Below are 13,360 nucleotides of genomic sequence, written 5' to 3'. Positions count from 1 at the left end.
GAGCCCGCGGCCGGCGTCGCGATGACGCTCGACGAACTGCGCGCGCTCGCCCGGGCCAAGCTGCGCGCGGCGGGGTTGGCGGGCGAACATGCCGATGCGGTGGCCGAGACGATGGTTTCGGGCGAGCGCGACGGTTGCGCGAGCCACGGTATCTATCGGCTGCTCGTCGCCGATCGCAGCATCCGCGCAGGCGTGGTAGTGCCTGATGCGGTGCCGAAGGTCTCGGAGCCCAAGGCGGGGCTGGTGCAGGTGGATGGTGGCGGCGGCTTCGCGCAGCTCGCCTTCGAACGCGGCATGCCGTTGCTGGTGGAGAAGGCGCGCGCCAACGGCATTGCGGCGCTGGCGCTCAACAATGTCGTCCATTTCGCGGCGCTGTGGCCCGAAGTCGAGGCCTTGGCGGACCAGGGGCTGGTCGCGCTGGCCTTCACGCCGAGCCATGCCTGGGTCGCGCCGGCGGGCGGGACCAAACCCGTGTTCGGGACCAATCCGATCGCGTTCGGGTGGCCGCGGCCGGGGCGCGAACCCTTCGTGTTCGACTTCGCGACCAGCGCCGTCGCGCGCGGCGAGATCGAGCTGCACCGCCGCGAGGGTCGGTCGATCCCCGAGGATTGGGGCTATGATTCCGAGGGGCGCGGCACCACCGACGCCGAGGCGGTGCTGAACGGGGCGATGCGGACCTTTGGCGGACACAAGGGATCGGCGCTGGCCGCAATGGTCGAATTGCTCGCCGGACCGCTGATCGGCGACATGACCAGCGCCGAATCGATCGCGGCGGACGAGAGCCGCGGCGGATCGCCGATCGGCGGCGAGCTGATCCTCGCGATCGATCGGGCGGGGTTTCTGGGGGAGGCGGTGCTGGCGAATCTGACGCGCGCCGAGGCGATGTTCGCGGCGATCGAAGGGCAGGGCGCGAGGCTGCCCTCGCAGCGACGCTATGCGGCGCGGGCACGCTGTCTGGCGGAAGGCGTGACCATCCCCGCGGCGCTATATGCGGACATCATGGCGATCGGAGTTTGAGCGTGGCGACATGGCGTAGAGCGGCAGTGATGCTGGCGGGCGTGGCGGTGATGACGACGGCGGCCGATGCGGGGATCCCGCGGGGCGCCGCCGACGCGCAGCTGCGGAAACTCTACACCGAGGAATATGCGTGGCGGCAGCGCCAGCAGGCGCCCAACGAGGACAGCCCCAAGGACCAGAAGCTCGGGCTGCCCGATATCGGCCCCGCTGCGCAGGCCGAAAGGCTGTCGCGCTGGACCGCGACGCTCGCGACGCTGGGCAAGATCGATCCGGCGAAGCTCTCGCCCGCCGAGCGGGTCAATTATGCGGTGTTCAAGGGTCAGATCGAGGCGCTGCTGAACGAGCAGAAATTCCGCGATTACGAGAAGCCGCTCAATGCGGATTCGAGCTTCTGGGGCGATCTCGCCGAGAGCGCGCGGGGCGATTTCGTGCGCGAGGAAGATTATCGCCGCTATCTCGCGACGCTGCGCGACGTGCCGCGCTATTTCGACCAGCAGATCGTCAATATGCGCGGGGGATTGAAGCGCGGCTTCACGCCGTCGCGGATCACGCTGCAGGGTCGCGACGCCGGGGTGGCCAAGGTCGCCGAGGCGAAGTCGCCGGCAGATTCCCCCTTCTTCGCACCCTTCGCCAAATTTCCGGCGGGGATGCCGGCGGAAACGCAGGCGCGGCTGCGCGCCGAGGGCGAGGCGGCGATCCGCGAGGCGGTGATGCCGGCGCATGCCAAGCTGCTGCGCTTCCTGCGCGAGGAATATATCCCGGGCGCGCGGACGGCGCTGGCGGCGTACGACCTGCCCGACGGGCGGGCCTATTACCGCTCCAAGGTCGCCGAATACACGACGCTCGACCAGACCCCCGAGCAGGTCCATGCGATCGGCCTCGCCGAGGTCGCCAAGATCCGCGCGCGTATGCACGGCGTGATGCAGCAGGTGGGGTTCAAGGGCGATCTGCCCGCCTTCCTCAAGTTCCTGCGCACCGATCCGCAATTCTATGCCAAGACCCCGCAGGCGCTGCTCGACCGCGGGGCATGGATCGCCAAGAGCTTCGACGGCAAGGCTTCCAGATATTTCGGCCGGCTGCCGCGCAGCCGCTTCGCGATCATCCCGGTGCCCGACGATATCGCGCCCTTCTACACCGGCGGGCGCGGCGGGCCGGGCGTCTATCTCATCAACACGTATAATCTGCCGGCGCGGCCGCTCTATTCGCTGCCGGCGCTGACGCTGCACGAGAGCGCGCCGGGCCACGCCTTCCAGATGCCGCTCGCGGCGGAGAACAGGGATCTGCCGGCATTCCGCCGCGACACCTATCTCTCGGTCTATGGCGAGGGCTGGGCGCTTTACTGCGAGGCGCTGGGCGAAGAGATGGGCATGTACACCACGCCCTATGAGCTGTTCGGCATGCTCAGCTACCAGATGTGGCGCGCGGCGCGGCTGGTGGTCGACACCGGCATCCACGCGCAGGGCTGGAGCCGCGAACGGGCGCAGCAATTCCTGCACGACAATACCGCGCTGGCCGATCACGAGATCGAGACCGAAGTCGATCGCTACATCGCGTGGCCCGGGCAGGCGCTGAGCTATTACACCGGCGAGCTGGCGATCCTCGCGGCGCGCGCGCGGGCCGAGAAGGCGCTGGGCGCGAAGTTCAACCTGCGCGCCTTTCACGATGCGGTGCTCGCGTTGGGTTCGGTGCCGATCCCCGAGATCGACCGGCGCGTCGACCAGCTGATCGCCGAGGGCGGCAAGGGCCCTTATCCGGACGAGGAATGAGATGACGCGAGGGATGGGTTTCGCGGCGCTGCTGGCGCTGCCGGGCGCTACCTGCGCCCAAGGGGCGGGGGAGGCCGTAGTCGCCAAGGGCAATCCGATCCTTGCCGACGGGCGCTATTACACCACCGATCCGGCGCCGCTGGTCGACGGCGACACGCTCTACATCCTCACCGGGCGTGACATGGCCGATCCCGAGGTCAACGACTTCATCATGCCCGAATGGCAGCTGCTGGCGACGCGCGATCCGGCGTCGCGCAAGTGGCGGCATACCCCCGGCTTCATCCGGCCGGAGAACGTCTTCGCCTGGGCCGAGCCGGCGCGGGCCTATGCCGGGCAGATCGTCAAAGGGACGGACGGGCGCTTCTATTTCTACGCCCCGGTGCTCGAGAAGAACAGCGACGCGAAGGACCGGTTCGCGATCGGGGTGGCGGTGGCGGACAGCGTGCGCGGGCCGTGGAAGGATGCCCATCCGTCGGGCCCGATCCTCTCGCAGAAGCTGCCGGTGGCGAACGATATCCAGAACATCGACCCCACCGTGCTGCTCGACGAGGATGGCCGGGTCTTCATCTATTGGGGCACGTTCGGCCAGCTGCGCGGCATGGAGCTCGAACGCGACATGATCACGCCCAAGGGCGAGCAGAAGCGGATCGAGGGGCTGACCGGCTTCTTCGAGGCGCCGTGGATCCTCAAGCGCAAGGGCGTCTACTACATGCTCTATGCCGGCAACAATGCCGGACCGGACAGCCCGTGCACGCCGGCGGTGTACCATGCGTGCCAGGCGTGGGGCACCGCGACTTCGCCACTGGGGCCATGGACCTATCGCGGGGTCGCACTCAGGCCCGTGTCGTCGACGACTTCGCACGCCGGGGCCGTCGAATTCAAAGGCAAATGGTACATGGCGTACCACACCGCCGATGCCGCGGGCGGCGGGCATTTCCGCCGCAGCGTCGCGATCGACGAGATGCAGTGGGACGACAGCGTCTCGCCCGCCGCGATCCGGCCGGTGGTGCCGACGCGCGCGCCGCAGCCGGCGCCGGCGGCCACCCGCAACGTCGCGGGTTCGGGCTGGCCGGCGTCGTCGAACAGGGTGCCGGTGCAATATTGGATCGCCGCGCTCAACGACGGCAAGGTGCGCGCCAATCCGTTGCCGCCCGAGATGTGGGGGACGTGGACCGGCGCCAATCCGGCGCGGCCGTGGGTCGAATATCGCTGGGCCAAGCCGATGACGATCGACGGATCGCGAATCTGGTTCTTCGCCGATCAGCCGGCGGGTTCGGGGATCGGCGTCGCGCCGCCGGCCGCATGGCACCTCGAATATTGGGACGGCGGCTGGAAGCCGGTTACCGGGGCGAGCGGCTATGGCACCGCGCCGGCGGCGTTTCAGCAGGTCCGGTTCGCGCCGGTGACGACGCGCTGCCTGCGCGCGGTGTTCGATGCGTCGCAGGCGGGCGGAACCCATGCCGGGGTGGGCGTGCAGGAGTGGGAGGTGCTGGCGCCTGCACCGCGGCGGCCCGCGCCCGCACCCACGCGACCGCCTGCGGCCTGCGAGACGCACTAGCCAGTCAGCACCTCTCGGCCGTGCTCTTCGGGAGCGGACCGGCCGGCACGCGCGCAGGGTGCATGTAGAACGGATCGCCTCGCAGCCGGTGACGCTCGCCATAGACCGCGCGGAGCACCGCGGCGAGCGCGGGATCGTGGCGGGCGAGGTCGGCATCGGAAAGCACGCGGACGCCGTCGATCACCGCGAGCTTGTTCGAGTTGAACCAGAATTGGGTGCCCTCGGCCCAATATTCCTGGATCGTGGTCGCGCCATATTCGCCGGCCCAGAGCCCCTTCGCGGCGGCTGCGGCATAGGCCGCCTCGACCTGCGCGTAGAGCGCGGGATCGGCGGTCTGCACCGCGTCGAGGATCGCGTGCGAGAATTCGTGGATCAGGATCGTCTCGCCATAATAACGCGTGTCCGGCACGCCGAGCAGGTTCTCGGTCGCGGCGCTGGTCAGCAGCCCGCCCATGCCGCGGGCGCGGCGGCCCCAATATTCGCGGTCGGTGAACCTGCCGATCCGCTCGTCATAGAGTTTGCGCTCGCAGATGGTGAGCCGCGGATCGTCGATCGCCGGCTTCTTCCAGTCGCGCTGCTCGGGGACGTCGAGCGTCTGCTCGTCGACGCCCATCACCATCACCCGCTGCCCGGCCGCGACCAGCGTGCGCCGCAAATCGGGCCGGCGCGCGAGCATCTCGACGATCAGCATCCGGGCGGCGCGCAGCGCCTTGTCGGGCACCGCGCCGGAGGCCGAGATCGGAATGCCGCCGGCATCGAGCGACTTGGCGTAGAACGGATCGAGCTTGAGCACCGGCGGCGGCGGGCCGACCCGCGCGGCGCAAGAGGCCAGCGTCAGCGCGCCGAGCAGCAACGCGGTGGCGCGCTTCATGCGAAGGGCCGATCGAGCGAATGCTGCGGCTCGGTGAACCATGCCGCGCCGTCCTCGGTCACGTGCATATGGTCTTCCAGCCGGATGCCGTAGCGATCGGGGACGACGATCATCGGCTCGTTCGAGAAGCACATGCCCGGAGCCAGCAGCGTGCGGTCGCCGCGGACGAGATAGGCGGGTTCGTGGATCGCGAGGCCGATGCCGTGGCCGGTGCGGTGGGGCAGGCCGGGCAGATGATAGTCGGGCCCTAGCCCGGCCTTTTCGAGCACTCTGCGCGCGGCGTGGTCGACGCTCTCACAGGGCTCGCCGGGACGACAGGCGGCGAAAGCGGCGGCCTGCGCCTCCTTCTCCAGATCCCATGTCGCGCGGATCTCGTCGCCGACCGCGCCGAACGCATAGGTGCGGGTGATGTCAGAATGATAGCCGTCGATCGTGCAGCCGGTGTCGATCAGCACGAGTTCGCCTTCCCCGAGCTGCTGATCGCCGGGCAGACCGTGCGGAAAGGCCGTGGCGGTGCCGAACTGGACTGCGCAGAAGGTCGAGCCCGCGGCGCCGAGCGCCCGGTGCGCGTCGTCGATGAAGCGCTTGACCGTGCTGGCGCGGATTCCCGGCGCGAGGATGCGCGCCGCCCGCCGATGAACCTCGAGCGTCATCTGCTTGGCCTGCCGCATCAAGGCAAGCTCGGCGGCGGATTTGATCATGCGCAGGGCATCGATCACCGGCGCGGCCGAGACCGGGCGGAACGACGCCCGCAGCGGCTCGGACCAATGGAAGGGCAGGAGCGGATCGAGCGCGAGCACCGCACCCGGGGCGAGCGCGTCGGCGACCAGGGCGACGGGGCTCTCATCCTCTTCCCAGAGCAGCAGATCGGCGTCGATCGCGAGCTCGGCCTCGAGCGATCCGCGTTCGAAGGCGGGGCAGACGATCTGCGGCCGGCCGTTGCGGGGAAGCAGCATCGCCACCAGCCGCTCGGTCGGCGACCATGCCACGCCGGTGAAATAGCGCAGGCTGGCGCCGGCGTTGACGAGCAAGGCATCGGCGCCGATCGCGGCGAGCCGTTCGCGTGCCCGCGACAGACGCGCATCGCGCTCCTCCCGGCCGATCCGGGGAGCGGGCGAATGCCATTGCTCCAGCCCGGCGAGTTCCGCCGCGATGGTCGAGCCGCCGATGGTCATGCAATTCCTCCTTTGCCGCCGAAACGCTCGAGGTCGAACGGGGCGAGATCGATGGGGGTGTGGGTGTCCTTCGCCAAGGCCGCGACGAGCTCGGCGGTGATCGGAGCGAGCGTCAGCCCGAGATGCTGATGCCCGAAGGCGTAGAGCAGATTGGCCGCGCGGCGCGAGCGGCCGATCGCGGGGAGATAGTCGGGAAGGGTGGGGCGTGCGCCCATCCAGCGGGTGAACGGCGCGCCCATCGGCAGGCCGAGCTCGGCGACATGGCGCTCGAGCCGCCGCCATTTGCGCGGATCGGGCGGGGCATCGGGGCTCGCCAGCTCGACGAAGCTCGCGGCCTGCACGCTGTCGGCATAGCGTGTGACGATCATCGACCGATCCTCGAACACGATCGGCGGGAGGTCCTGTGGCCAGCGATCGGCGGCGGCGCGGATATGATAACCGCGCTCGGCGAGGATCGGCGCGCGATGGCCCGCAGCTTCCACCAGTTGCTTGCTGCGGACGCCGGCCGCGACCAGCACCAGATCGGCCTCGTGCCCGGGCACCTGCGCCTCGCCATGCGCGAAGGTCATCGTGCCGGTCTCGCGCACGATCGCGCCGCCCTGCGCGACGATGTCGCGCTCCATCGCGGCGGCAAGCTGGTCGAGATCGGCGATCTGACCAGTGCCGGTGAAGTGCAGGGCGCCCGCGATCGGGGCGCTCGTCAGCGCTTGCAGTCTGGCGATCTCTCCGGCGTCGACGTCGTCGATCCGGGCGGTGCCGATATCCGCCGTGCGCCATGCCGCCGCGCCGGCAGCCGCCTTGCCGGCATCCTCCCACAGGACGAAATGCCCTGCGGTTCGGAGATATTGCCCGGCCCAGGGGGTGCGTTGCCAGGCCGGCAGCGCCTCGGCGAGGAGTGCCCGCAACGCGCTGCTTCCGGCGCGGAAGCGGTGGGGCCGGGCGGCTGCGACGAAGCGCAGGGCGAACGGGAGCCACGTGCCGATCGCGTGCAGCGGCAAATCGAGCGCGCCGCCCACGGCGAAACGCCGACCCCATGCCGATCGCAGGCTGGCGGGCGAGGCGAGCGGCGCGACCTGTTCCGTCGCGATATGCCCGGCATTGCCCCACGACGCCGCGTCCCGGATCGGGGACGCCTCCAGAACAGTCACCCGATGCCCGGCGCGCAGCAGCGCGGACGCGCAACTCAGGCCTATCACCCCACCGCCCACAATCGTAATCCGGCTCACCGACTATCCTCTATTGCAACGCAAAATTCTATATCGTATACGTTATTCGACTTCAAGAACGGGGTACCAGATGACGATCGGTTGGAAGGGCGTATTTCCGGCGGTGACCACTCAGCTGAGAGACGATCTCTCGATCGATCTGAGCGACACCCAGCGAGTGGTGGACGATCTCATCCGCGACGGCGTCACCGGGGTGATCGCGCTCGGGACCGTGGGCGAGAACAACTCGCTCGATTTCGGTGAGAAGGTCAGCGTGCTCTCCGCGATCGTCGAAGTGGTCGATGGCCGTGTCCCCGTGATCACCGGCGTCTCCGAATATGACACGCGCCGCGCCGTTCGCTATGCCCAGGCAGCCGAAAAGGCGGGCGCCGACGGGCTGATGGTACTGCCGCCGATGGTCTATGTGCCCAAGCCGCACGAGATGGTCGCGCATTTCAAGGGCGTGGCGGACCAGACCGGGTTGCCGATCATGCTCTACAACAATCCGCCCGCCTATCGCTCGGTGATCGACAATGAAGTGCTCGAGGCGCTCCAGCCGGTGAAGAACATCGTCGCGGTCAAGGAATCGGCGCCCGATACGCGGCGCTTCACCGATTTCCGCAATGCGTTTGGCGATCGGTACGTGCTGTTCGCCGGGCTCGACGACGTCGCGCTGGAGGGGCTGTTCCTCGGTGCGCAGGGCTGGGTTTCGGGCCTCACCAATGCGTTTCCGAAGGAGTCGGTCGAGCTCGTCGCGGCGTTCGAGCGCGGCGACTATGCCAAGGCGCTGGAGATCTATCGCTGGTTCATGCCGCTGCTCCATCTCGATGCCGAGCATGACCTCGTCCAGTCGATCAAGCTCGCCGAGCAGGTGATGGGCCGCGGCTCCGAGCGCGTGCTGCCGCCGCGCTATCCGCTCGAAGGCGCGCGTCGCGCCGAAGTGATCGCCATGGTCGAGAAGGCGGCGGCGACCCGGCCGACGCTGACCGCCGCGCAGGCCGCCTGACCCCGGATGCGCCACACCTTTTTCTGCATCGACGGCCACACGGCCGGCAATCCGGTCCGGCTGGTCGCCGGCGGGGCGCCGCTGCTCAAGGGCGCGTCGATGTCGGAAAGGCGGCAGGATTTCCTGACGCGCTTCGACTGGATCCGGACGGGCCTGTGCTTCGAGCCGCGCGGGCACGACATGATGTCGGGCGGCTTTCTCTATCCCCCGACGCGCGCCGATGCCGATGTCGGCATCCTGTTCATCGAGACCTCGGGGTGCCTGCCGATGTGCGGCCACGGCACGATCGGGATCGTCACCTTCGGGCTCGAACATGGGCTGATCCAGCCCGCGGAGCCAGGCAAGCTACGGGTCGAAGTGCCGGCGGGAGTGATCGAGATCGCCTATGCCCGTGAGGGCGAGAAGGTCACTTCGGTGCGCATCACCAATGTGCCCTCCTATGTCGCGGCGCGCGGGATCGAAGTCGAGGTCGACGGGCTCGGACCGCTGTCGATCGACGTCGCCTATGGCGGCAATTATTACGCGATCATCGAGCCGCAGGGTGGCTATACCGGGCTCGACGATCTCGGCGCGTCGCGGCTGATCGATCTCAGCGCGCGGATCCGCGCGGCGGTGCGCGCGAAGTTCGAGCCGGTCCATCCGCTCGACCCGACCATCCGTGGCGTCAGCCATGTGCTGTGGGCGGATGCGCCGCGCGGCGACGGGGCGGACGGGCGCAACGCGGTCTTCTATGGCGACAAGGCGATCGACCGCAGCCCGTGCGGCACGGGGACGTCCGCGCGGCTGGCGCATCTGGCCGCTTCGGGCAGGCTGGCGGTAGGCGATCGCTTCGTCCACGAAAGCTATATCGGCAGCCGTTTCATCGGCCGCGTCGAGGCGGAGACCCGCCTCGGCGACCAATCGGCCATCATTCCCTCGATCGAGGGTTCCGCAATCGCAACCGGCTTCAACACGATCTGGATTGATCGGGCTGATCCTTTCTGGGAAGGGTTTTTGGTCAAGTAATGGTTTGGCTTCCGCGCCGTTCGTTCGAACAGAGGCGCTCCCACAGCAAGGAGAGGCGATCATGAGCATCGTCGTACGCACGCTTGCCGATCGAGTCTTCGAGATCGTGCGCGAGCAGATCGTGACCGGACGACTGCCGGACAATTTGCCGATCCGCCAGGATGCGCTGGCCACCGAGCTCGGCGTCAGCAAGATCCCGCTGCGCGAGGCGCTGGCGCGGCTCGAGCAGGAAGGATTGCTGACCAGCCACGCCAATCGCGGCTATTTCGTCCAACCGATGTCGATGGGGCAGGTGGACGAGATCTACGTGCTCCGGCTCGCGATCGAGCCGCCCGCCGCGGTCTATGCCGCCGAGCGGGCGAGCGAGGCGGACCGCACCGCCGCGATCGAGGCGTTCCACCGTCTCGACGGCGCCGCGACCAGCAATCTCGCCGAAGTGGCGGTGCGCAATCGCGACTTCCACACCGCGCTGGTCCGCCCCGGCGGGCGGCTGCTGACCACCCAGCTGGTCGAGCGCCTGTCGATCCTCTCGGAGCGCTACGTCGTCGCGCATCTCCAGCCGGCGGGGCGCGAATCGCGCGCGCATACCGAGCATCAGGATTTGCTCGACGCGTGGCTCGCGCGCGACGGCGGCAAGCTGACGGCGCTGCTCACCCAGCACATCCAGGGCACGCTGGACGATCTGAAACAGCAATTCGGTTCGGCGACCTAGTCGCCCGTACGTTCAGGGGGGAAACTGCATGTTCGGTCCGCGCAAATCGCTCGATTCAGTCACGAAGCACGCGGAGGGCCATGCACTCGCCAAGACCTTGAGTTGGCCGCATCTGATCGCGCTGGGCGTGGGCGCGATCGTCGGTACCGGCATCTACACGCTGACCGGCGTCGGCGCCGAACGCGCGGGGCCGGCGGTGATCCTCGCCTTCGCGATCGCCGGCGCGGTGTGCGCCTGCGCTGCGCTCGCCTATGCCGAGCTCGCGACGATGATCCCCGCGGCCGGCAGCGCCTATACCTTCAGCTATGCCGCGCTCGGCGAGAAGATCGCCTGGGTGGTCGGCTGGAGCCTCGTCCTCGAATATTCGCTCGCCTGCTCGACCGTGGCGGTCGGCTGGTCGGGCTATCTGGTGGGATGGCTGCAGGCCGCCGGCGTGCATCTGCCGGCGATGCTGCTGGTCGGCCCGCATGCCGGCGGGATCATCAACCTGCCCGCGGTGGTCGTCGCGCTCGGGGTGATGGGGATGCTCGTCGCCGGCACGCGCGAGAGCGCGACGCTCAACATCGTGCTGGTGATCATCAAGCTGGTGGCGCTGGCGGTGTTCGTCTCCTTCGCGCTTCCCGCGTTCAACGCGGACAACCTCCACCCCTTCATGCCCTATGGCTTCGGCTCGGTGGAGACGGGTGGCGAGAAGCGCGGGGTGATGGCGGCCGCTGCGATCGTATTCTTCGCCTTTTACGGGTTCGACGCGGTCGCGACCTCGGCCGAGGAAGCCAAGCGTCCGGGCCGTGATCTGACCATCGGCATCGTCGGCTCGATGCTGGTCTGCACGCTGATCTACATGGCGGTGGCGATCGCCGCGGTCGGCGCCTTGCCGTATCAGCAGCTCGCCAACTCGCCCGAGCCGCTGGCGCTGGTGCTGCGCACGCTCGGACAGCCGGTGGCGGGGCATCTGATCGCGCTCGCCGCGGTGGTCGCGCTGCCCTCGGTGATCCTCGTGATGATGTACGGGCAGAGCCGGATCTTCTTCGTGATGGCGCGCGACGGGCTGCTGCCCCGGAGCCTCGCCAAGGTGAGCCCGCGCACCGGCGCGCCGACGCTGATCACCCTGATCACGGGTGTGGTCATCGCCGCGGTCGCGGGCTTTTTCCGCCTCGACGAGATTGCCGAGCTCGCCAATGCCGGGACGCTGCTCGCCTTCATCGCGGTCGGCGCCTGCCTGATGGTGCTGCGCAAGCGTGCGCCCGACGCCCCGCGGCTGTTCCGCTGCCCCGCGCCCTATGTCGTCGGGACGCTCGCGATCTTCGGTTGCCTCTATCTGCTGTTCAGCCTGCCCAGCTCGACGATCCTGCGCTTCCTCGTCTGGAACGCGATCGGGCTGGCGGTCTATTTCGCCTATGGCTGGCGGCACAGCGAAGTGAAGGGGCAGGCGCTGCCCGTCTGACGCCGCGTTGATTTTTCACTGCTAAACCCGAACCAAGGAGTAGCCCTGTGCGACACCTGCTGACCGCGCTCGTCCTGACCACATCGCTCACCCCGGGAGCGGCGCTCGCCCAGACCCGCTTCGACGGGGTCTGGCTGTTCGATCATGCCGGCCCCAATCCAGGCGTGACCATGTTGCAGGTGGCGAGCGACGGCGCGCGCATCACCGGGGCGGTGACCACGAAGTGGTACGGGCCGGTGACGATGCAGAATGCCCGGGTCGAGGATGGCGTGCTCACCTTCGAGGTGCGCAATCTCAACGACCGCGCCAACCCCACCCGGACCTGGACCGTGCGGCGCACGGCCGCGGGCGTGCGGCTGGAGGGGCAGCTATGGGAGTCGAAGATCGATGCCGGCGGGCATCGCGGATCGGCCCGCGATGCCGAGGCGCGGGCCTTCCGCTTCCAGACGCTCCCGGCCTGGGCGCCGGTCGCGCAGGTGCCGCTGGCGCCGACACCACCGATGGGGTGGAGCAGCTGGAACAAGTTCGCCGACAAGATCGACGACAAGACGATCCGCGCGATGGCCGACGCGATGGTCGCCACCGGCCTGCGTGATGCCGGCTATGTCTATGTCAACATCGACGATGGCTGGCAGGGGACGCGTGGGCCCGACGGGCAGATCCGGCCCAACGCCAGCTTCCCCGACATGAAGGCACTCGCCGATTACGTCCATTCGAAGGGGCTCAAACTCGGCATCTACAGCTCGCCCGGGCCGCGCACCTGCGCCGGGTTCGAGGGCAGCTATGGCCATGTTCGGCAGGACGCGCAGACCTTTGCTGACTGGGGCGTCGACTATCTCAAATATGATCTGTGTTCGGGCGAATATTTCTATGCCGACGCAGATACGGTGAAGCGCAGCTATGCCGAGATGGGCGCGGCGCTGCAGGCGACGGGGCGCCCGTTCGTCTATTCGCTGTGCGAATATGGCCGGTTCGACGTCGGGAGCTGGGGTCGCGAGGTGGGCGGACATCTCTGGCGGACGACAGGCGACATCACCGACGATTATGCGACGATGGCGCGGATCGGCTTCGAGAAGAACGGCAAGCCCGGGCATACCGGCCCGAACGGCTTCAACGATCCCGACATGCTCGAACTCGGCAATGGCGGCATGTCCGACGCGGAATACACGACGCACATGACGCTATGGGCGCTGTCCGCCGCGCCGCTGCTGATGGGGCATGATCTGCGCCTGACCCCGCCCGCGATCTTGCGGCTGCTCGAGAACCGCGAGGTGATCGCGGTCGATCAGGACGCGAAGGGCGTGCAGGGCAAGGCAGTGCGCAAGGACGGCGCGCTCGAGATCTGGGCCAAGCCGCTCGCCGACGGTGCGGTGGCGCTGGCGCTGTTCAACCGCGGCGAGACGAACGCGAAGATCGAGGCGCGCGCGGCCGATGCGGGGTTCGGCGCGATCCGCTCGGCACGGGATCTGTGGCGCGGGCAGGCGGTTGGCGCGGATGCGCTGACCTTCGACGTGCCGGCGCACGGCGCGGTGATGCTGCGGGTCGAAGGCAAATAGCCCAAAGAAAAGGGGCGGGCCGCTCTCGCGGTCCGCCCCAGTCGG

The 13,360-nt window shown here is 68.6% G+C and carries 11 protein-coding genes; 8 read left to right on the top strand and 3 right to left on the bottom strand.

Features of this window, described 5'->3' with window-relative positions; all coding sequences use genetic code 11:
- Positions 1-21 precede the first annotated feature (21 nt).
- The 3 genes from E5A74_RS06645 to E5A74_RS06635 are packed head-to-tail and all read left to right on the top strand — an operon-like array spanning position 22 to position 4,341.
- A complete protein-coding gene (locus tag E5A74_RS06645) occupies positions 22-1,017 on the top strand; it encodes an Ldh family oxidoreductase (RefSeq protein WP_135983742.1) in 996 nt (331 codons plus the stop codon).
- A 29-nt stretch (positions 1,018-1,046) separates the two neighbouring features.
- On the top strand, positions 1,047-2,783 hold the full coding sequence (locus tag E5A74_RS06640) for a DUF885 domain-containing protein (RefSeq protein WP_135983741.1): 1,737 nt from the start codon (positions 1,047-1,049) through the stop codon (positions 2,781-2,783).
- A gap of 1 nt (position 2,784) precedes the next feature.
- Entirely contained in the window at positions 2,785-4,341 is a 1,557-nt protein-coding gene (locus tag E5A74_RS06635; RefSeq protein ID WP_135983473.1) for a family 43 glycosylhydrolase, read from the top strand.
- A gap of 4 nt (positions 4,342-4,345) precedes the next feature.
- Here E5A74_RS06635 and E5A74_RS06630 read toward each other — a convergent pair whose 3' ends face one another.
- The 3 genes from E5A74_RS06630 to E5A74_RS06620 are packed head-to-tail and all read right to left on the bottom strand — an operon-like array spanning position 4,346 to position 7,595.
- Positions 4,346-5,212: a glycoside hydrolase gene (locus E5A74_RS06630; protein ID WP_240699701.1), complete on the bottom strand. Its 867-nt coding sequence runs from the start codon at positions 5,210-5,212 to the stop codon at positions 4,346-4,348.
- On the bottom strand, positions 5,209-6,387 hold the full coding sequence (locus E5A74_RS06625) for a M24 family metallopeptidase (RefSeq protein ID WP_135983472.1): 1,179 nt from the start codon (positions 6,385-6,387) through the stop codon (positions 5,209-5,211). Before E5A74_RS06625 ends, E5A74_RS06630 begins: the two co-directional genes overlap by 4 nt.
- On the bottom strand, positions 6,384-7,595 hold the full coding sequence (locus tag E5A74_RS06620; RefSeq protein ID WP_338111814.1) for an NAD(P)/FAD-dependent oxidoreductase: 1,212 nt from the start codon (positions 7,593-7,595) through the stop codon (positions 6,384-6,386). Before E5A74_RS06620 ends, E5A74_RS06625 begins: the two co-directional genes overlap by 4 nt.
- Before the next feature lie 88 nt (positions 7,596-7,683).
- Here E5A74_RS06620 and E5A74_RS06615 point away from each other — a divergent pair, with 88 nt between their 5' ends.
- From E5A74_RS06615 to E5A74_RS06595, 5 genes are all read left to right on the top strand, one after another.
- On the top strand, positions 7,684-8,598 hold the full coding sequence (locus E5A74_RS06615) for a dihydrodipicolinate synthase family protein (protein WP_135983470.1): 915 nt from the start codon (positions 7,684-7,686) through the stop codon (positions 8,596-8,598).
- Positions 8,599-8,604: 6 nt separating this feature from the next.
- Positions 8,605-9,603, top strand: a complete 999-nt coding sequence (locus E5A74_RS06610) for a 4-hydroxyproline epimerase (protein ID WP_135983469.1) — start codon at positions 8,605-8,607, stop codon at positions 9,601-9,603.
- A 61-nt stretch (positions 9,604-9,664) separates the two neighbouring features.
- Positions 9,665-10,315 carry a GntR family transcriptional regulator gene (locus tag E5A74_RS06605; protein ID WP_135983468.1) on the top strand — a complete coding sequence of 217 codons (651 nt, stop codon included), beginning with the start codon at positions 9,665-9,667 and terminating at the stop codon, positions 10,313-10,315.
- A gap of 28 nt (positions 10,316-10,343) precedes the next feature.
- On the top strand, positions 10,344-11,759 hold the full coding sequence (locus E5A74_RS06600) for an amino acid permease (protein ID WP_135983467.1): 1,416 nt from the start codon (positions 10,344-10,346) through the stop codon (positions 11,757-11,759).
- Positions 11,760-11,806: 47 nt separating this feature from the next.
- Positions 11,807-13,315 (top strand): glycoside hydrolase family 27 protein, encoded by a 1,509-nt coding sequence (locus E5A74_RS06595; protein WP_240699700.1) that lies wholly within the window; start codon positions 11,807-11,809, stop codon positions 13,313-13,315.
- The last annotated feature ends 45 nt before the right edge of the window (positions 13,316-13,360 follow it).

Source organism: Sphingomonas naasensis (genome assembly GCF_004792695.1).
Classification (GTDB): domain Bacteria; phylum Pseudomonadota; class Alphaproteobacteria; order Sphingomonadales; family Sphingomonadaceae; genus Sphingomonas; species Sphingomonas naasensis.
The sequence above is the reverse complement of the archived record's forward strand: the minus strand, read 5'-3'. Positions and strand labels throughout refer to the sequence as shown.

What these genes read in the sequence shown, in the direction of transcription:
- E5A74_RS06645 (WP_135983742.1), top strand. Translation starts at nt 22, where the DNA reads ATGACGCTCGACGAACTGCGCGCGCTCGCCCGGGCCAAGCTGCGCGCG.
- E5A74_RS06640 (WP_135983741.1), top strand. Translation starts at nt 1,047, where the DNA reads ATGCTGGCGGGCGTGGCGGTGATGACGACGGCGGCCGATGCGGGGATC.
- E5A74_RS06635 (WP_135983473.1), top strand. Translation starts at nt 2,785, where the DNA reads ATGACGCGAGGGATGGGTTTCGCGGCGCTGCTGGCGCTGCCGGGCGCT.
- E5A74_RS06630 (WP_240699701.1), bottom strand. Translation starts at nt 5,212, where the DNA reads ATGAAGCGCGCCACCGCGTTGCTGCTCGGCGCGCTGACGCTGGCCTCT.
- E5A74_RS06625 (WP_135983472.1), bottom strand. Translation starts at nt 6,387, where the DNA reads ATGACCATCGGCGGCTCGACCATCGCGGCGGAACTCGCCGGGCTGGAG.
- E5A74_RS06615 (WP_135983470.1), top strand. Translation starts at nt 7,684, where the DNA reads ATGACGATCGGTTGGAAGGGCGTATTTCCGGCGGTGACCACTCAGCTG.
- E5A74_RS06610 (WP_135983469.1), top strand. Translation starts at nt 8,605, where the DNA reads ATGCGCCACACCTTTTTCTGCATCGACGGCCACACGGCCGGCAATCCG.
- E5A74_RS06605 (WP_135983468.1), top strand. Translation starts at nt 9,665, where the DNA reads ATGAGCATCGTCGTACGCACGCTTGCCGATCGAGTCTTCGAGATCGTG.
- E5A74_RS06600 (WP_135983467.1), top strand. Translation starts at nt 10,344, where the DNA reads ATGTTCGGTCCGCGCAAATCGCTCGATTCAGTCACGAAGCACGCGGAG.